The following is a 19,919-nucleotide window of genomic DNA, read 5'->3' as shown; positions in this document are numbered from 1 at the left end:
CTTGCGCCAGTTGTACAGGGTCGCTTCCGAAACGCCTTCCTCGGCGGCAACCTCTCGCACCGAGCGATTGTGCGGTGGGCAAAGCTTAGCCAGCACGGCCCGTCTGCGTTCTTCTGAATACTTCACTGTCAGCTCCTGTCCGCCCCCTCTTAGAGACCATTTTAGAGGAGGCGACAACTATCCTGACAGAGGGGGTTTCCAGGCGAGGATCGGTGACAACTTCATTGAAATCAGACATTCCTTCACTCCGTAAGCGCCCTGAATGTTACAGATAAAACCGATCAGGCACTGTTGGGAGGCATGTTGACACGCAGGGCTCTGGCTGTCCTGGTTTTTTATCCGCTCTCTCGGTCAACTCGAATGCTTTGACATTGTCTTATAGACTCAGAAATTCTCTGTTGGAGTAGGGAACGCACGGACTCTTCAGGCATTGATTGAATTTCTAGAAGCTCGCTAATCTCAAAGTATTGAAAACGATCTGAAGCGATCGGGTTTACCCCTGTATTCTCAGATAATTTATCTAAAGAGCTTTGGATCACGGACTGGCACCGCTCATAGCCACTAGTCGTACAGGCTAGGAATGAACGTAAATAAAAATAGGATCTGTAGTAATGATAATTCAACTGCCGCACGGCTTCCGCATCAGCGTGTGGAACATGAGTATAGCTCTCTTTTTGAAGAAACCCACTGGGGTCAACGGCATCAAGGTATGCTGAAGCTTTTTCAATTTCCCCTTCACAAAACAGCATCAAAGAAGCCGCTTCTATGACCTCCGGACCCGTTACCGAATAGTCGGAGAACAGTTGCTCAAACGCATTGAGTGCAGCCCGAATATTATTTGTTCTAGCTTGCTCCATAAAGGTTTGTCGTAAAGAAGCTTCCTTCTCACTGCCATCACAACTACTGAAAAACACGACCATCAAAAAGAAAGCTACGCTCAAGATGGACACTCTGCTGGACATGACAATCCTTCTCTTCCCCAAACTTCACGTGAATAACAGATACTACCACTCTCTCTGCGGGCACTGGCCTCTTGAGGCTTACCGCAGGTGATATAAGATGCTGCTGGGCAGGGACCAAGCATGCCCTCAATAACCCGGATACAAAGCACACAGACTTTGGTGCAGCCGACCGGCATACTGGATGCGAGCTCTTCCATATGCTCCTCAAACCTTGACACTATGTCATTCGCTCTCATTTGGCATGTAGCACTTTGCCAGAATGACATCCACTCAAGCGCATCGTCCCAATCTGGACGGTACCGTCTATTGCTTCGGCCCCGAGCTGGACGCCGCCTTCGGCCGTCGGGATCAAAATCATTTACAGGATTTTGGTTTGCGTAGGTGAACAAATTAAAATCCATAGTCAAACCCACTGGATCAGTCTGTGCATACCTTGCCAGCACAGGCGCATAGCCCCTAAAGTAGTTGTAGAATAACCCCGTCTCCTGGCTTTTCAACTGCCCCGGAAATCGCCACCGATCCTCAAGCCCGCTCTGCACAGTCTCCCCAAACCCCCGCATCTCACGACTATGGACAACAGCGCCTGATCTGTCGATCAACTGCTGCGGCGTCCCCAGGTGATCGGTCTGGTAGTAGTAGTAGTAGCTCGAGCCGGACTTCCGCAGGATTGGATCGGTGCTCCACAGCGCGTCGGGTGGGAACAGGTAGAAGTCCGTCGAGTTGCCCAGGTCGTCCAGTTCGGCCATCAGTCCATGGTCCGTGTACACGTACCAGGTGGTCTCGGGGTCTGCTCCGGGTGGGTTGTAGACGGTCTTGTTGACCCGTCGTCCGAACGGGTCGTACAGGTACTCGGCGATCAGGTCGCCATTCTCGTCCCTGACCGCGCTCATCCGATTCTCGGCGTTGTACTCGAAGGTGCGGTGTAGGCTGCCGTCGGGATTTCTCTCGGCCACCTGGCTGCCGTTGGCGTCATACTCGTGCGTGTGCTCGACGCTGTCGAGTAGCTCGTTGTTTTCGTTGTACTGCCACTGGTCGCTGCCGGTGCTTGCATCCGTTAACCGGTTGCCTAGCGGATCGTAGGTCCATTCTTCTGCTGAGAAGGTGGGATATTGCGCGTCGGTGAGGCGATTGATCTCGTCGTAGCCATACCGGTAGGTCCCGTGCTCGGTGGCCTTTTCGGTGATGTTGCCGGTCTCGTCCCAGGTGTAGTCATAATCCATCAGGGACTGACCCGCGTCGTTGGTCACATCGATGGTCTGGTGACGCTGCAAGCCATCGTAGGTGTTTTGTCGGGTGGTGTCGCCGGGGAACTGGACGGTGGTGGGCTGGTTCCACTCGTAGTCGGTGTAGGCGATCACGCCCTCGCCGGGGACGACGACCGATTCCAGGCGATTGGCTTCATCCCAGGAGAAGCTGTACTCAGTACCGTGGGGCGCGGTCAGGCTCTTTTGCTGGCCGTTGGCGTGCCAGGATTGCTGGTGGCTCTTGGAGAAGGCCGGGTAGTTCACCGTTTTCTGCGTCTTTCTCCCGACGTCGTCATAGCTGTAGCTGCCGCTGAGCGTGCCGTCGTCGTAGCCGGTCATGCGGCCTCGATTATCATAAGTAAACGTGACGGTGCGCTCCGCAGTGGCGGGCGTGTCGCTGGGGTAGTGGCGCACCTCGGTGCGACGGCCGGCGTCGTCGTAGTCATATTCTGCGCGATTCCCCTTGGGATCGGTTCTTTGGGTCATCTGGCCGGCGACATCATATTCGTAGGTGATGGTCTCACCCATCGGACGCGCTTCGCTCGTCATGCGATCGGCCTGATCGAAGGTGAACACGTGCGTATTGTCGTTGGCATCGGTCAGCCCGATCAGGTTGTCGCGGTTGTCGTAGTGATAGGTCGTGGTGTACTCGAGGGCGTCGGTGGTGGTGATCATCCGCTCGAGCGGGTCGTGGCTGAACTCGGTCGTGCGCCCGGCCGGGTCTTCAGTCGCGATCTGCAGGCCGCGCTCGTCGTAGGTCGTTTGCGTGGACTGCTCGCGCCACTGGCCGCCTTCGAGCCAGCGGTCGGTCTGGGCGATGACCCGGCCGCGGCGATCGTAGGTCAGCAGCCGTTCGAAGGTCGGGTACTCGATTTTGATTGGCTGGTGGCGCGCGCCCTGCTGGGGGCCGGGTTCCTCGGGATAGTGAAAAACCGTCTCGTTGCCGGCCCCGTCGGTGATTTTCTCTAGCCGGCGGTCGGTATCGTAGGTGTATTCGGTGACCTTGCCGGATGGGTCGGTTTCCCGGGTGCGGCTGCCGGCTGAGTCGTAGGTATAGGTCTGCTCGCCGCCGGCAGCGTCGATGACCTTGATGAGACGATCGGCGGCGTCATAGACCCGCTCGGTCTCGGTGTTATCGGGGTGAGTTATCTTGGTCCGGTTGCCGACGGCATCGTAGGTGTAGGTCGTGGTCTCAGATTCGGGGTTGGTTTCACTGGTGAGATTGCCGGCGTCGTCGTAGGTATACGTCCAGGTCCGGTCGAGCGCATCGGTGCGGGTCAGCACGTTGCCCATGGCATCGTGGGTGCGGGTCTCGGTGCCGTTCTCGGGGCCGGTGATCTCGGTGACATTGCCGTTGTCGTCGTAGGCGAAGCTGGTCTCAGCGGTCTGGGTTTCCTCGTCGCCGAGGCGGCGGATGAGCTCGAGGCGGCCTAGCGCATCGTATTCGAACTCGGTAACACGCTCAACGGTGGTGCCCTCGGCTTCGATGGTGCGGATTCGGTTGCCGTTGGCGTCGTACTCGTGACGCGTGACAACTCCGGCCTCGTCGATCTCGCGGATGACGCGCGAGTGCGAGTGCTCGTACTCGGTCACCGTCTGGGTGCCGTCGGGGAAGGTCATGCCGGTGAGGTTGTCGAACTCGTCGTAGTGATAGGTTGTGGCGTGACCGTTGAAATCGAAGTGCACTCGATCCCGGCCGTCCTTCTCGACGCGCTTGACCAGCTGGCCGTTAACCTGGCGGCGGATCAGCTCGCCTTCACGGTCGTACCAGGCGGAGGTGATTCGCCCGCCCGGTTCGGTGGTCTTGAGAAAGAACTGCCGCTGGCCGTTGAGGTAGTCGAACTCATAGGTTGTCGTGCCCGCACCGGGGCGCTCGATGGTCTGGATGCGCCCGTCGGGACGATAGGTCATCGTGGTGGTGCGTTCCAGCGGGTCGGTGCGGCCTGACAACTGACCGTCGCCGTTGTAGGAGTAAGTCCAGTCGTAGCCGCGCACGTCGGTCACGGTATCCAGGCGGCCGTCCTGCCAGGCATAGGTCACGAACCGGCCAGTGCGGTCAGTCACGGTGTGGAGGTTGCCGTTCTGGTAGGCCAGGGTCAGTGCGACATCGCCATTGTGGTCGAGGACCTGCTCCAGGCGGCCCTCGGAGTCTCGCGAGAAGGTGATCGTAACGTCATTCCGGTCACCGTAGCCGATCAACCGGCCTTCCTCGTCGTAGTCGATCCAGTTGCCCTGTCGGTCATACCAGCGAAGACCGTCCGTCGTGGTTCGAATGCGCATATTGGGGCCGAACTTGAATCGCTCCGAATCGGAACCCACCGGCTCGTAGACGTCGTTGTTGCGCTTGATGCGGCGGATCGTGCCGTCGGAAGCGTTGTATTCGATGTCCAGATCCGTCCAGTGGCGGTTGAACTGCCAGCGACCGTCGCGCCATTCCCGTTCCCAGGTGACGTGGCCACCGAGCACCTTGACCGACAGATCGGTGACCGTGTCAACGTAGCGGCCGGAAGTCGGTTCGATACCGGCTTGGGCCGACAGGCACAGTCCGGCAAGCACGAGGCCAACAACCGCCCCGAGGGGCGCAAACTTAAACTTCATTGACACATTCCTTTCTTGCTACTCGATTCCACGCCTGGCAAGGCGCATTTCACCCTCGGCCGCCCACCATTGGCGGCGGATCGCTACTGCCACCGCCCTCGAAACCATCGCCAGGTCCACCATTAGGGCCACCTCCCCCACCGCCGCCGCCAGAGCCACCCCCTGCACCGCTGGAACCGCAGCAGTCGTCGCCCTCACAGTCCGGAGCACAGGTACTGCCGCCAAGCTCGCTCCCCCCGCCGCTGGGGCCACCCCAGCCGCCGACGCCGCCGGATCCCGGAAAGCCGATCTGGTCATAGGGAGTGGACTCGCCGCCGCAGGAGTCACCCAGGATCTTCGAAAGAAGATGTCGGGCAAAGCCGTCATCCTCGGTGCCGTCGGCGCATTCATAGCCGTAGGGACATTCGAACGAAGTGCCGTAGCTGAAGCAGCCGCCCGCTCCACCGTCGTCGGGCGGGAAATCCTGCTTCGCGATAACCCGGTAGGGAACGATCACGCTTTCCTGTGCCGGCAGCAGTTCGGGAATTTCGGCCAGCAGCTCGAAGCGGAAGTACTGATCCTCGGGCGGTGGATTAACGGCCAGCGACTGGGCGCGGATGAGACCGTGGTTGGTCAACTCGAACTGGGTAACAAAGACGTCGCCGGCATTCATGTCCGGAAGCGTGCGGTGCATCGGCTGGGCCGTCACGACGGCCGCGGGCACGTTGGTTTCGAAAATCGCGGAAAGGTCGATCTCGTAAATGTCCTCGATGGAGGTTTCGGTCACCGACCATTCGACGTTGACCAGGTTGTAGGACAGAAACACCGACTCGGCCACGGTGATGTCCGGCTGAATCTGGATGCGCCCGTTGACCGCCTGATGATCCGGCGCGGAGATGCGATAGAGGTACTGGCCGGCGGGCACGTTCTCGAGCAAAAGCTCGCCGACGTCGTTGGTATAGCCTTCGTGGATTTCGCTGAGAACGACTTCATTCTGAAGCCGCACGCGCGCGCCTTCCAGGCCCTCGATCACGTCGCCGTTCTCATCGAAGGTCGCGGTGTAGATATCGCGCACGTGGAACAGCGCGGCCCCCTGGCCGGACTGGGTCACGGCTATTTGGATCGGCACTTCGCCGCCCGAGGCATTGGCCGAAGTGATCGCCAGAGCGTACGGCGTCGACTCGCTCGGTAGATCGGCCGGCGGGCTGACCGAGATCGGAACATCGAGCTGCTCTCCCACCTCCATGTCTCCCGGCGCGCTGTCGATTCCGAGACTGATCCACGCCGGCGCCGGGTTATCATCGGGGTCGAGCAACTGCAGGGTGACGTCCTCGGCCGTTGAGTATCCCTGATTGCTGAGAGTGATGATATTGGACCGGGTTTCGCCCTGTGCCAGACCGAAGCCGATTTGGGCCGGGTCTGGAACCAGCGCCGGCTCCGCGGCCACGAATTCGAAATTGATCGGGAGCAGGCCCTGCTTTTCGCCGCCGGCCTCGTCGCTGGTCAAGCGAAGATACAGTGTGCCGCTTTCGGGCGCGCCGAAGGCGGCTTGAATCTCTACAGACAGGGTGTCGGACTGACCCGGCAGGAGTTGATCAATCGAGTCGCCGGTATCGACGGAAACCTGCGGAATCAGCACGCCATCGACCTGATCTTCGGGCAGATAGGCCATGCGCACGTTGCTGGCCGAGGTGCCCGGCCCGGCGGTGATCTCGACGGGGATAGAGTGCGGAGCGCCGTAGGGCAGCGTCAGACTGTAGCCGGTGGGGCTCATGGCCAGCCGTTCGATGGTAAACGAGCCCTGCACCGGGCGATCCAGAATGGCGGGATGCACGACAGAAACTTCGTACACGCCGCCCTCGCCCGGCAGCGGCTCGAAAAGGTACTCGAAGCGCCCACCCTCCCCGGTGCCAACCTCGACCTGGCGCTCGAACCCGGCGCTGGAAATGACCAGATTGAGCGGCACATCCTCGATGGGCTGGTCGGTAGTCCGCTCGACGGCCCGGCCCTCGATGGCAATGGGATCGATGCCGCGCGAAGACTCGGGCGAGATGGCCAGAAGTTCTCCGTAGTAACTGGTATCGACCAGGGTGGTCGCGCGCTGGACATTCAGGCCCGGCAGTTGCAGTTCGTCATCGCCTTGACCAAAAGCGAAATACAGCCAGTCGATCTCCAGCTCGACCCAGACCTGATCCGGAGCACTGGCCGGCACGACAAGGTTCTGCCAGTTGGATGTCCAGCTTCCACCGGCCGGAATGCGCGCCACCGTATAGCCGCTGGGCAGCGTCACGACGTTATCCCCCAGGTATTGGGCGAATGGATCGACGGCCAGCACGTTGCCCTCGGCGTCGCGCAGCTTGAAGCGCAAATCCGGCGATGGGTTGGCACCGTTGCCTTGCGCAGTCAGGATCTCGATTTGTTCGGAACCGGGGTTCTCGATACGCGCACGAACGCGGCCGGCACCGCCGCGGGTGAAGGTCTCGGTCATCAGCGTAACCACGAGCCCACCGTTTTCGACCGGCAGCGATACGTCGCGGCCGATGCGCGCAAGCTCGTTGGCCTCCGGCCGGTATTCCAGGTAAATCTGGCCGGGGGCGGTCTGCGACAGCTCGGGGTAGCCGGGGACCGGGACGCTTAGCGTGGCTTCGTCGCCGGGCTCGATATCTACAGGCTGCGAGTGGTGTTTTGCGCTGTTGATATCCAGCGTCGCACTCAGCCCGGACAGCGTCTGGTCGGCAAGATTCTTGACCGGCACCTCGATACCGTTGATCAAGCCCTTGCGGACGCGCGCCTGGTCGGCGACGCTGAATTCAACGTTGGGCAAGAGCAAGTCGCGGCCCACGCTTTGCTGATCGTTGCTGTCGATGGCGACGACTTCATAACGGCGGCTTCCGCCGCTGTAGCCGTGGTCGGTAAAACTTGTCTGCTCAAGCAATTCGGGGTTGAGCTTGAATCCGCCACCGCCCGAGCTGGGCTGCGCGTAAAGATCGAAGCCCGCCAGCGTTGAAGCCTCGTGCGACCAGGAAATCACCGGCGCCTGCCCGGCAAACTGCTCAATGGTCAGGCTGGATACCGGCAGCAGGTTGAAGTTGAGATATTCAGGGTCGGAGGCTTCGGACTCATTGCCGGCGAAGTCCACCGCGGTGACGGCGTAGGTGTGCTCGCCCACGACCGGATTGGCATCCAGCGCCACGGTGTCGGGGATACCGGACTGAATCGGATCGAGCGCCGGCACGGGAATGTCGGGGAATTCGCTGGAACGATACAGGTTGTAGGTAACTTCTTCGTCCAGCGGTGTCGGCGCCTGCCACTGGGCGACAATTCCGGACCCGGTCAATTGCAAATCGAGTGCGCTCGGCGCAGCGGGTGCGACCGAGTCGGTCGTCACTTCGCGAACAACGCCCGGACCGCTGATCGCCTCCTGGCCGTTGGCCTGGCGAACGCTGACGACGGTGTATTCGTAGTCGCCGTCGCCCGGCGGCTGATCGAGGTACTCAAGCTCGAATACGCGCTCGACCGGCATGAACTCGCTGCCTCCCGACGGGCGGCGCCAGACTTCGTAGGCGGCAGCACTTTCGACCTCGCCCCACATTAAACCGACCTGCCCGGCCGGCAGCGGCCAGGCATCGAGCATGCCGGGCGAGTCCAGGGGCGGGAGGCTGCCCTGGTAGACCTGGAACTGGTTGTCGACCTGATCGGCACTTCCGATATTGCCCAGATCGTCGGTCGCGGTCCAGCGAAAGGTCAGAGTCTCGCTCTCGAACTGACCGGCGTCGGCGGGCAATGTGAAGGTCGCCTGCCACGTCAAATCAGTGCCCTCCGACAAATCCGGGATTTCGGTCCACAACTCCGGCTGCGCGCTGAGCGAATACTCCAGCAGTGGCTGATCCGGCCCCGTTACCGGTTCGACCAACTCCAGATCGATGGTCAGCGATGTTGGCGTTGAATTGTCGATCGGCGATGCCGGGTCGACGCTCAATGACTGAAGATCCGGCCCAGCCGTATCGATCTGAATGGTGGCTCCGGAGATCACCTCGGTGCCGCGATTACCAACCAGGTCGCGCGCGGAGAACACGGCCCACGCCGTGCCCGAGACGGTGGTATCGGTGATCTCGAAACTGCCGCGATACTCAAGCGGCTGGAGCTGGAACAGGTCGACCGACATCGGCACTCCGCCCTCGGGCGTGACGCTCAAAAACGGCGTCGTCAACAGCGGTTCGGAGACACTGACGTCGACCGAAACCTGGCCGGGGCCGTAGCGGCCGCTGACCGGATCGAAGGCGCCGTCGCTGGTATAGAGAATTCCGGTTGCCGACGGCGGCTCGCGGTCCGACACAGCGTCGACCATTTCTGACGGCGGACTTAGATTGCCGGCTTCGGACTCGGCCACCACGCGGTAGAAATAGCGCTGATCGGCTGGCGTCAGATCGATGAACTGACCTGCTTCGATCGGGTTGTCGTTGACTGCCGTTGCCTGATCGATCTGATCGAATGGCTGCGAGGAACGGTAAACGTGATAGACGATTCCCGGAAGCCCGGCCTGCCACAGAATCCTGATCTCCCCGGCCTGTCGCGGTGAGGCCGACACACTGGTTGGCGCGTCCGGCGCATCCGTGTCGAGAGTGACCTGGACGACCGCGCTCTCGGGCCCGACCACGCCGCGATTGTTTCTCGAGACGGCGGTCAGATCGTTCGCCCCTTCCTCCAGCACAATAGTCACGGAAAACGCGCCGCCCTCATCTGGCGCCATCCAGTCCGACAGGGGCGATCCGCCCCGGCGGATTCGAACCTCGCTCGCACCCTCGGCAATCCCGGCAACCTCGAGCGTGTCCTGGTTGGTGACCAGGCCCGATGCCGGATTCGTGATCTGCGGTGCAGGGGGCGGCCCCAGTTCGATTCCCACCGGCACATTGACAACCGTTGAATTGCCGAGCGTGTCGATCGCCGTCAGCGTCAGGGTGTTGGGCCCATCCGATTCGGCCTCCAGCGACCAGGGGGCAGAAAACGGGCTTCCTCCCGTATCGGTTACGTCCAGCGGGCCCTGGCTCGCGAAATGCAGGCTGGCGACGCCGGATTCGTCGGTCGCTGCCACCGAGATCATTCCACTGCGAGTGAGGACGGCGCCCGAGTTTAGCGGTGCCTCGCGATAGAGAATCGCGGAAATCATCGGGCCGTCGGTGTCGGCCGGCGGCGCCTTCATGACCTCGATAGTGACCGTGGCGGTATCGCTCAGGCCCTGATTGTCCACTGCCGCGTACTGGAACTGAACGACGCCGACAAAACTGCCCGGCGGCGTATAGACAAACCCGCCATCGGATCGGAGCGACAGCGACCCTTGCGAGGGATTGCTCACAAACTGCGCGCTGATGTTGTCGCCGTCGGGGTCGCTGTCGTTTTGCAGTACGCCGTTAGCGGCGGTGACCACGAGTTGTTCGCTCTCGGTCACCTGGTAGGTGTCGTCTTGAGCGACTGGCGGATTGTTGACCGCGCCGATATCGATAGTGACTTCCGCCGGCAGCGATGTACCTTCTGGAACCTCAAGGCGATAGAAGAAAGTATCAGTGCCGGCGCTACCGTCCGGAAGATAGGTAAATCCACCGTCGGACTGCAACGACAGCTCACCCAGAGTGGGCATGGTCTCCAGGGTGATGGTCGGGGCATCACCGGGGTGCAGGATGTCGTTGGCAAGCAGGCCGGCGGCTGCATCGACGATCAACGGGGTATCGTTTGGCGTCGAGTAGACGTCGGCAACGGCATCATTGCGCTCGCTGACGTTCAAAGTGACCGTCGCGGCATTGCCCACCGCTTGGTCGTCGCCGGCAGAGTACTCGAATTGGTCGACTCCGGCAAAGTCCGCATGGGGGGTATAAGTGAAACCACCATCGGATTCCAGGGCAAGACTACCGTTGGCCGGCAAGGTCCTCAGTACCGCAAACAACGGCCTGCCGGTATCCTGGTCGTTGGCGAGGAGGCCGTCCTCGGCATTGACTGAAAACGCGCGGTTGGCGACGGCCTCATAGCTATCGGGCACAGTCACCGGGGCGCTGGCATCATTGTCGTCGACCGTGAACACGCGGTCGCCTGGCGGCACAAACGGTATGAGTCGATCACTGGTTTGCAGAACAACCTGACGTTTTTCCGCCGCCGCATCCGCAGCGACGGTGAGCTCGAACTGCAGGCTGGTGCCGTCGGCGGCGACTTGAAGGCTCTCGAGCACAATGCCATCGGCGGCCTCTACGCTGGCCGCGGTGACCGCCTCCAGCCCTTGGCCCTGCACGGTCATCACTGTCTGACCACCCCGCGCAACGGTTGGGGGCACCAGTGATCTGGCATAGCGGCCCCGGGCGACACCCACCGGTCGCGAGAACAGCGGTAACGACGCGGGTTCCGTTGTGCCGGTGCGGGTCACACCAACCGGCGGCGAGATCACAGGCGACCAGATGGCGGATTTCTCGATGATGTAGAGGGTATTGGCGGGTTCAGAGCTGGCTGAGCTGTCCTCATTGATGCCCAGAATCTGGACGACGCGCCCGCCAACGGCCGCGGACGAATCGGCCAGCAGCCTCAGCGTTGCGCGGGTATCGCTTTGAACACTGTAGTCCTGCACGATGATGCCTTCCCCGGGCAACACAATCGCGCCCTGGGATTGCGACAGGTTCTTGCCCTGGATGTGAATCGTGCGCGCCACGCCATCGCGAACCTGGAACGTGGGCGTCAAGGCATGGATCTGCGGCGGCGCGGCCTGAATCTGGAGTAAACCGGGCGCCGGCAGACTGCGTTCCGGCGTTTGCAGGCGGATCCGCCGATCGAACAACGGCGCACTGTTGTCGACGGCAACATCCACCGCGACGGTGCTGGCCGAAACCGTCAGGGACCCACCATCGACGGTGATACCGTCACCCGGTTCCACCACTACCTCGCTGACGCCGTCGAGCCCCTGGCCCTGGAACGTCAGCGTGGCCGATTGCCCGCGCAGTAGAGCCCGAGGAGAAAACTCCAGAACCACCGGACCTCGCGTCACACCGACCGGCGAGGAATGCAGAAATCGCGCATCGCCTTGTTCGGGGGTTTGTCGCGTGACGCCCAGCGGCGGGGCGGTGAGGGGACTGAAGGTGCGCAGCGGTTCGTCGACCACGCTGAAGGTGTTGGATGGATCGGGGGTACCCGAAGAGATCGCGCTGCGGGTCTCGACCTGGACCAGGCGCTCACCCAGTGGCGCCGCGGCTTCGACGCTGAATTGGGTGGTTACAATCGTTCCTTCGGGATTTGATGTGACCTCTTCGCTCAATACCACGCCATCGGAAGGGGTGATCCGGACATCGGGCTGCGGGTTGCCCAGATCCTGGAGCGTAAACGGAAGGCCGCGCAGGTGCTGGCCACGAATCAGAAGTTCATAGCCGCCGCCGCGCGGCACCAGAGTGGGGTGAACGCTTTCGATGACGGGAGCGGGTGCAGTAACCAGGATTTGATCGACGTTGGCTTGAACCTTGGGAATACGATGGCCCGAACCATCGAAAAGCACCACGCGACGAAGCCCCGGCTGGGCGGTGTCATCGACCGCGGCCGAAAACTGCAGCGATTCGCCGTTTGCGGCGATCTGCAGACCGGTCAGCACAATGCCGTCCGGCGGGGCGACAGCGGCCGAGGCGACCTCGTCAAGCTCGAAACCGGTGACGGTGACGACCTGCCCGCTGGTATCAATCGCCAGCCGATCGGGATTGACCGCCGTGATGCCGGGGCCTCGCAGGGCGCCGAGCGGAGGCGCGATCAGAGTGCGATCGATCGGATCTGGCGGCAGAGGCTCCTTGATGACGCCGACCTGTGCTGACCAGTTGTTACGCCCGACTGCGATTTCGGATTCTCTGGTGACGCCGAGTGCGGCATTGACGAACACATCGCCCGGCTCGAGTTCGTAGGGTAGCCCCTGGGTCCCAGAAACGGGCTTCGACGAAGCCGCGCTGGCCTCGCCGGATGGCCCCTCGGCAACCGCCGCGGCCACCACGCACAGGCCCGCGATAATGGTCACAACAACCGGCGCCGCAAACACGCCCTGAAGTCTCGTCAGTTTAGACCGCACGCCCTTGATCTCCCTGAAAACGCGACGGATTCAGGACGACGGCGGAGGAACGATAACGGAGCGACCGTTTTCGGTAATCAGCCGGGTGCGCGCTGTCCCATCCATGCTGGAGGCCAGCTCAACGCGTACGACGGGTTCACCGCCGGTAAATCGCGACAGCGCCGTGCTTTGCTGCTGGGTCGTGCTGAAGCTCAGGGTGGCCAGAAGAACGCTCGGACCGTCCGGGATATCAACGCTTGCCGTGGCTGTAGCGCTGGCCTCCGAGCCCTGCAAGGCCGAGGAGGTCACGGACAACGGATGACCCCGGGGCGGGCTGACGGTCACCGAGACGGTATTGCCGACCGGCACGTTGGTGGTCTCGAGCCCGACCTCCACCGGATTGGGCGCGTCCGAGGGCAGCACGATATCGCCGTGGCCCGAGGGCTCTGCCGGCGCGGCCGTTCCGGCCACGTTCGCGATGCGGATCGTGGGCACGCCGCTAATGACGAGCTGGCCGGGTTCTGCTAGGGAATAGGCCGGATTGGAGGGGCCGCTGAAGGTGAAATTCTCGGCCTCTAGGCGAATGCGGCCTTTGCCACCATGCGCATTGGGCCAATTGCTTCCAGTGTACAAACCAGTTCGACCGCCTGTCGCTGAAACCGAGCCGTTTCCGGCCAGGTTAGTGGCGATCAGGCGAATACCGCCGCCGGAGCCCCCACCGCCGACGCGGCCTCCGGCGCTCAGATTGCGTTCATGTCCCACGTCACCGCTACGGCCGCCATTAGCCAGTATCTCGCCGCCGTCGGCAATGGTCAGCGTTCCAGAGACTGCAAGCAGCAGGGCACCGCCGCCTCCCCCGCCGCCGCTGCCGCCGGTACTTTGGCGCCCGCCGCCGCCGGAGCCGCCCGAACCGCCGACCAGAGGCAGCAGGTCGTCGTTTCCATAGGTAGGACCAGACGCCCCGTTACATCGATTGTACGATACGGATCCCGCCGTGCCGAAAGACCCACCAGAACCGTGACAACTGGTGTGAGTGAGATAGCTAATCGTGGGAAACCCACCCCCCGGACCGATACCCGCCTGAGCGATTCGCGGGCTGTCTGCCTCGGTCGAATCATCGGCCATACCGCCGCGTCCACCATCAAAGCCGCCCGGACCGCCTTCACCCGGCAGCCCGTCGTCGCCCAGGTTGCCATCGCCGGCGCCGGCGCTGGGCGGCGCGTCCGATCCGCTGACGTCGATGGTGCCGTTGATCGTGGCATCGCCGCTGACCAGCAGCGTCACCGGCGTGTTGAGTGCGTTTTTGGAGAACGTCACGGAAATGCCGGCGGGTATATCGATCGACGTGTATTCCAGAATGCCGTCGGGAGGCAATTGAACCTCGGTATCGACCGCCGGATTCAGCGCGCCGTCGGCGCCGCCGCTTCCGCTGTCAAACGCCAAAGTCAGTTGCGAGACGAGACCCGCCACAATGATGCAAAGCAACTGTAATGCAATACGCATGGTTTTCTCCCTATACGCGTAAATAGTCATAGCATGTGAATCCGCACGGCATCGGAGCTTGCCGCAAACTTGATTCCTTCACCGTCGCGGTGCTCCGGACCATAGCCCGTTGCCAGGTAGGCCGAAGGAACCGGATCGAATCGTTGTTCCTGGGCATCGAGGATCACCCAGCGATCGCCAACCCGGACTTCTGCCCAGGCGTGGAAGTCGAACGGACCCAGCCGCCTGTCTTCTTGCGCCACGAATCCGTTGACTTTTCTGGCTTCGATGTCCAGCTCTTCGGCCAGCGCCACGGCCAGCGCCGCATACTCGCTGCAGTCACCGGCCCGTTTCTCGAAGGCTGTTTCCGCGCCGCGGTCGATTGGGTCATAGCCGGTGTATTCGATTTCACTCACCAGCCAGTCGTAGATCGAACGCGTAGTATCCATCACCGTCTTTCGTTCAAGCCGCCGGGCAAGCGCGGCAATGCCCGTGCTTCGCAAAGCCGCCCGGGATTGATCAGATGAGGGCAGATGCGTGCCCCGCAATCGAGCGTTCCGGTGGTCGTCAGCCATCGCCATGCGAGCGCGAAACCGGATCTCGCGACGGCCGAACGGCGGAATCAGCGGGACGTTTGCGCGAACTTCGCCATCCCGGCGATGGCCATCAGTCTCGAGAAGCGGAACGTTGGCTTCCAGCGATACCAAACTTTGCTGCCACGACCTGCGCATCGGCGCAAAGGAGCGAACCTGGATGTCTCTCAGCGGCTCATTGGTTGTGTTTTCCACACCCAGATGCCAATAGACCACGCGCTCTTGCGGGTAGTGACCCGTTGGATTGCGCATCATCAACAGCCATGCCGCGATTGCCGTCGCCACGGCAATCAGCAGCACTGCGCCGACAAGCCGCCGACCCCGCGTGACTTTGCTTATCAGCCGCATGGAAGACCTCCGACGCGACGGCGCCCCTGAACAAGCCGAGAGTGACGGTCAATCTGCTGTTTAATTGTGTCGCGATCACCATCCATGAAGAAAACGGGCCGGCCAAGCTGCATCGAAGCGCGGGTTGCCGCTTCACCAACGTGTATCGGATCATCGCCGGCCAGAACGATTGTTGCATCGTTCTCCAAAGTCTGCGCCGCAGCCCGTTCAGCCGCGTCGTTTATCGACCGGGGATCAGCGTCATGTAGCTCGATGCCGCCGCCGGCAAGGCCTGCCGGTGCGGGCGACAATCCAACCCACGCCAATACGCTGCCGGCACGCTCCCCGAGCGCGGCCACCTGCTCGACGGGAACCGCAAGCAAGCGCTTCAGTTCAGGTTCTTCGATTGGCTCGGGCTGCGTCATGGCAATGCCTGCCGCGCCGTGTCGCACGACACGAACCCGTTCGATTTCAGAAGGCTTCCAGCGCGCGATGCGGCGGACAATCTGATCATCGTCGTAGCCATTACCGAAAACGTAAATGGAGTGCTCGGCGCGGCCGGCAAGCACGCGCAATTCGAGAAAAGACCGCGGCAGTGCGCCTCCAGGCTGCCAACGCGACTGTCGGGACGGCTGACGGATGTCAAAGATTCGCGTGCCCGACGGTATTTGCTTCAGCGTTTCGGGCGCCACAAAATTCGGGCGCGAAGCCGGCGGGCTCGGCACCGACGCGGGTTCGAGTCCGGGTTCAGGCCCGGCTTTCGAGCAAGGGGGGTCGGCCGCATCATCGGCGGCGACCGCCCGGCTTGCGACTACGACCGAAGCCAGAATCAGCACGAACAATCCTATGCTTGCCAGCACTCGAATCACGGCTGTTCATCCTCGAAACGATCAGAAAACAGCGCATCGGTCATCTGAAGGAACCGGGTATGGAAGCCAGCGCTCAGAATCCAGGCGCTAACCGATTCGTTCCCCTGGCCGCGGGTGGCACTGGTTTCCACGTCCTGGTCGATCAACAGCCCTGGACCGCTGTCCATACACAGCCGCAGCCAGCCACCGCCGCTGTAGGTTCGAGATCGCAGCGAGCCGAGAATCACGGCGTCCGTGCCGAAGATATCGAGCTCGGGTGAGACGCTGCAGCCGCTGTCCCAGGGCCAGGCGACGAGCCTGCCCGTCAAGCTACTCCAGTCAACTGAACCGCCCCCCGAAGCGAACTGTCCCTGGCCGCCATCGAGAGCAACCCAGCCAACCGACTCGGCGCTGCTGATTGCGCCATTGAGCACGCTGGAGCGCTCCAGTGCGACGTGGGCCTGGCCGGCGGTTACGGAGCCAACTGCTACCGATAGCCACGGTGAAGACGGCGCTTGCGGCAGCGCATTCGACTCGTTTGCCAGCCCCTGCAGCGATGCGAGGAATATTGGAGGCGCGGTGAACTCGCGTTCGAATGTAACCGGGTTCCAGCTACCGGCCGCTTCGGACGACTGCACCGAATCCACCAGCGCGCGACCCGCTTCCAGGCGTGCGCCGCCGGGCAGGCGATGCGATCCCGGCGCAACCGCGAGGTAGCGAATTTCGGTTTCTGCCGATAGCCCGAATTGTTCGGGTGGCTGGACCTGGACGGCTTCGAACCCGGTGGTGGTGACGTTGCGGATGCGCACCGACGCCGGATTCATCTCCCCGGCGTCGGGAAGAATGACCACCACCGGAACCACGTCAAACGGATGCGAGAACGTGATCGCCGCGAACCCGCTCGTTTCGGAAACGGCCGGCAGCGTGACGGTTCGCGCCTCCATACCCCAGGTCTCGCCGGCTCGATGCAGCACCTCGATCGTGGCCGCGGCGCTGTCCGTCCAGGCGGGTTCGCCCGCAGTGGCTTCGAACTGGATCTGATAGACGTATTCTCCGGCTGCGCTACCCGCGTTATCTTGGCCGACGATTGCCACCGACTCGCCGCTTTGCCAGTTCTGCGCGTTGAACACGATTTCAGACACGCCGGGCTGACCCCAGGCTGGTTGATCGCTCTGGACAGACACCGTGACCGGCTCCAGCGGCTCGGCCGACAACGACACCGTCAGTTCGGCGCTGGAATTCGGCCCCGCCGTCGCCAGTCCGCTGCCCGGCGTGATAATGAGAGATGCCTGTTCGTCATCGTTGTTGACTGCCTCCAGCGGCGAATGAGTCAGCCCATCGAAGGCCGCATCCTGGCTGGCAGACGGCCCGATCTGAATTTGATAGACAACATCGCCGTCAAGCAGCAAGTCATCTTCCCCCGACACCGTCACCGTTTGCGGCTGATCCCAATTGTCGGGATCAAAATTCAGTGCAGCCGGCGCAACCGTGCCTTCCTGCGGATTTGAACTGATCAGCGGGACCGAAACACTACTGTCCGGTTGCTGGGACAGCACAACGGTGAACTGGTCTTCAAGCCCATCTTCGCTAGTTGTCAGTGGCAGATCGGCAGCGACCAGCAATTCACCGCCGCCCGAAGGATTGGTCACCTCGATTGAAAAGACCTGCTGATCGGACGCCACCCCGTCAGTAACCGAGACCTGCGGATTGTAGACCCCGGTTTGATAAACTTGTGGCTGCCAGCTCAGCGTCGCAGTACCACTTCCGCCATCGGTCAGGCTGGCGCCTTCGGGTAGGGGGTCAACTGAGAAAACAAGCGTATCACCATCCGGGTCGGAAGCCGCGAACTGGACTTCGAGCAACTCGCCTACTGCAATCGATTGTGCGGCAACCGCATCGAGTTCGGGCGGTTGATTGCTGCCGCCGGTGACAGCGTAGGTGACCTGATATTCGCCCGTCGAGTTGACGTCGAACAGATGAAGCTGCGAAACCCAATTACCATCGACTTTCGACCGCCGGGTCCAGTAATTGACCGGCAGCAAATTCTTGCCGTCGGATCGCCAGACCGAAGTGATTTCACCGTCGCCGCCGCTCGGATCGGGCAGTAAGGAGTAAACCGGGCCGGATCGCTCCGGGAAGCTCAATTCGTAGATCTTCTGGTTGGCCAACTGCTCGACCAACTCAAGCACCGATTGCGACGAGACATCCTCGGCCGGTGAATCCAAGCCGCTGGACTCGAATAACGCCAGCGTATCGCCGCCGTTGGGACGAGCCAGAAAGTCACGGCGACTGTCACGGCCAGGCAGATCATTTCTCACCAGGCCGACAAGCGTGTGGGTATCCACCCGGTCTATCAGGGAGGTCAGCTCGCCACCCAGTGAATCGCTGTGATAGTAGTCCGCTTCAAAGGAGATGAAGTGGCCGTAGAGCGAAACCAGCATCGACCAGATTGCAGTCGCGCTCTCCCCGGCCGGCAAGTCGCCGAACTCCGCCAGTAGACTGTTGATAACCTCGCCGTCGTTGACCTGCGTGTTCAGAAGCTCGAAGTTGATCAGCAGGCCCTGATCGTTGTCCACGATTTCCGGCTGGGCCGACTCGATTGCCAAACTCTTCGCCGGTCCGAAGCCGGAATTCTTGATCCGCACGGCCAGCGGGAACGACACCGGAGCTTCCTCTTCCGGGGTGAGCGGATCATCACCCAACACCTCGTCGGGCAGGAAATAATCCAGGCTCAACCTTGGCATCGGCTTGACCTGGATGAAGTCCGGTGCCACCTCAACCGTCTCGCTTTCGCCCCCGTAGCTGTAAGAAAGCGTGGCGCCGACCCGGAACAGTTGTCCTGCAGGCAATTCCCCACCGGCCCCCGGCGCCGGAATGATCAACCAGTGAATATCCGCCTGCGCGCCAGCATCGATTGACCCGTTGCCGCTGATGTCCCCATCGAGGCCGGTTGTCTCATCTTGTGTAATGAAAAAAACTGCGTCGGTATTGTCCGGATCCGAACTGGCCAGTACCGGGTTGTCGTCGGCGTCGAGAAACCAGACATTGATCTCGATGTCTTCCAGCGCCGTCGTGTCAAGCCCATTGGTGATACGCATATGCGCGTCGAAGGCCTGACGCTCGAGAGTCAGCTCTTGTTGAATCTGGATACGAACAACCGAGCAGACCGTCTCCTGCGCGTGAGACGCTCGTACAACCCCCACCATAATCAGCAACCCAACGAGCCAGAATCCCCAACTGACTCTAATCGGGGGAGGTGAATACCCCAACATAGAACCCAATTTCCGTAGATCAAAGGGCTCCCTCAGGAGCTCAAACAATCGCGGACGATACTTGGATGCCGGATCCCTCAATCCAGCAGCATCTACTGATGCCAGAAGACAGGACTTGAACTACAGCCCTAAATGCCAAACCCACGCCGATGATTAATCTTGGTGTCGACGGTATAGTCAAACACATCTCTTGTCAACTGCCGCATTGGGATACGCAACACACCGGCCGCCCGCAAATCATACTCAGGCCGGCTTTAGCGACTCCGGGGTGCCGGCCAATGCTCACGCTAGCGAAAACCTCTACAATCCTGATCAAAATCGCCCAAAGCCACGACACTTAAAACCCGGCGCCCGACACGGGAGATATGGACAAGCTCAAACCCCGCGAGCCTGCATTACCACAGCGGTTGGGCCTGCTGTCAACCCAAAGTAGAAATGTCCCCTTTTCTCCAAAGTAGAAATGTCCCCTTCGTTTTCATGTGATGCGGTCGGGGTAGGCTCGCTTCCAGGGGTGGTCGGGTGGTGGTTTGTAGGCAGGCTTTGCGGCTTGCTGCTGTC

The 19,919-nt window shown here is 61.5% G+C and carries 9 protein-coding genes; all 9 read right to left on the bottom strand.

Features of this window, described 5'->3' with window-relative positions:
• Positions 1-126 (bottom strand): transposase (locus ACEWQZ_RS05845; protein ID WP_476482137.1); only part of this gene is annotated, 126 nt, incomplete at its 3' end.
• 209 nt (positions 127-335) lie between these two features.
• Positions 336-941 (bottom strand): hypothetical protein, encoded by a 606-nt coding sequence (locus ACEWQZ_RS05840; RefSeq protein ID WP_476482135.1) that lies wholly within the window; start codon positions 939-941, stop codon positions 336-338.
• A complete protein-coding gene (locus ACEWQZ_RS05835) occupies positions 938-4,804 on the bottom strand; it encodes an RHS repeat-associated core domain-containing protein (RefSeq protein ID WP_476482134.1) in 3,867 nt (1,288 codons plus the stop codon). Before ACEWQZ_RS05835 ends, ACEWQZ_RS05840 begins: the two co-directional genes overlap by 4 nt.
• Positions 4,805-4,853: 49 nt before the next feature.
• A complete protein-coding gene (locus ACEWQZ_RS05830) occupies positions 4,854-12,809 on the bottom strand; it encodes an Ig-like domain-containing protein (RefSeq protein WP_476482133.1) in 7,956 nt (2,651 codons plus the stop codon).
• 81 nt (positions 12,810-12,890) lie between these two features.
• Entirely contained in the window at positions 12,891-14,342 is a 1,452-nt protein-coding gene (locus tag ACEWQZ_RS05825; protein WP_476482132.1) for a hypothetical protein, read from the bottom strand.
• Positions 14,343-14,368: 26 nt separating this feature from the next.
• Entirely contained in the window at positions 14,369-15,262 is an 894-nt protein-coding gene (locus tag ACEWQZ_RS05820; protein WP_476482131.1) for a transglutaminase-like domain-containing protein, read from the bottom strand.
• The gene (locus ACEWQZ_RS05815) at positions 15,253-16,110 is read right to left on the bottom strand and encodes a hypothetical protein (protein WP_476482130.1); all 858 of its coding nucleotides are present in this window, start codon (positions 16,108-16,110) and stop codon (positions 15,253-15,255) included. Before ACEWQZ_RS05815 ends, ACEWQZ_RS05820 begins: the two co-directional genes overlap by 10 nt.
• Positions 16,107-19,295 carry a putative Ig domain-containing protein gene (locus ACEWQZ_RS05810; protein WP_476482136.1) on the bottom strand — a complete coding sequence of 1,063 codons (3,189 nt, stop codon included), beginning with the start codon at positions 19,293-19,295 and terminating at the stop codon, positions 16,107-16,109. Before ACEWQZ_RS05810 ends, ACEWQZ_RS05815 begins: the two co-directional genes overlap by 4 nt.
• Before the next feature lie 441 nt (positions 19,296-19,736).
• Positions 19,737-19,919, bottom strand: a 183-nt coding sequence (locus tag ACEWQZ_RS05805; RefSeq protein WP_476482129.1) for a hypothetical protein, incomplete at its 5' end; no start/stop codon positions are given.

The sequence above is a fragment of the Wenzhouxiangella sp. YN1 genome, from assembly GCF_056324145.1.
This window is presented reverse-complemented; position numbering and strand designations above follow the sequence as displayed.

Bases quoted from the DNA above. Each gene is read 5' to 3' on its own strand.
- ACEWQZ_RS05810 (WP_476482136.1), bottom strand. From the start codon at position 19,295: ATGGTGGGGGTTGTACGAGCGTCTCACGCGCAGGAGACGGTCTGCTCG.
- ACEWQZ_RS05820 (WP_476482131.1), bottom strand. From the start codon at position 15,262: ATGCGGCTGATAAGCAAAGTCACGCGGGGTCGGCGGCTTGTCGGCGCA.
- ACEWQZ_RS05825 (WP_476482132.1), bottom strand. From the start codon at position 14,342: ATGCGTATTGCATTACAGTTGCTTTGCATCATTGTGGCGGGTCTCGTC.
- ACEWQZ_RS05835 (WP_476482134.1), bottom strand. From the start codon at position 4,804: ATGAAGTTTAAGTTTGCGCCCCTCGGGGCGGTTGTTGGCCTCGTGCTT.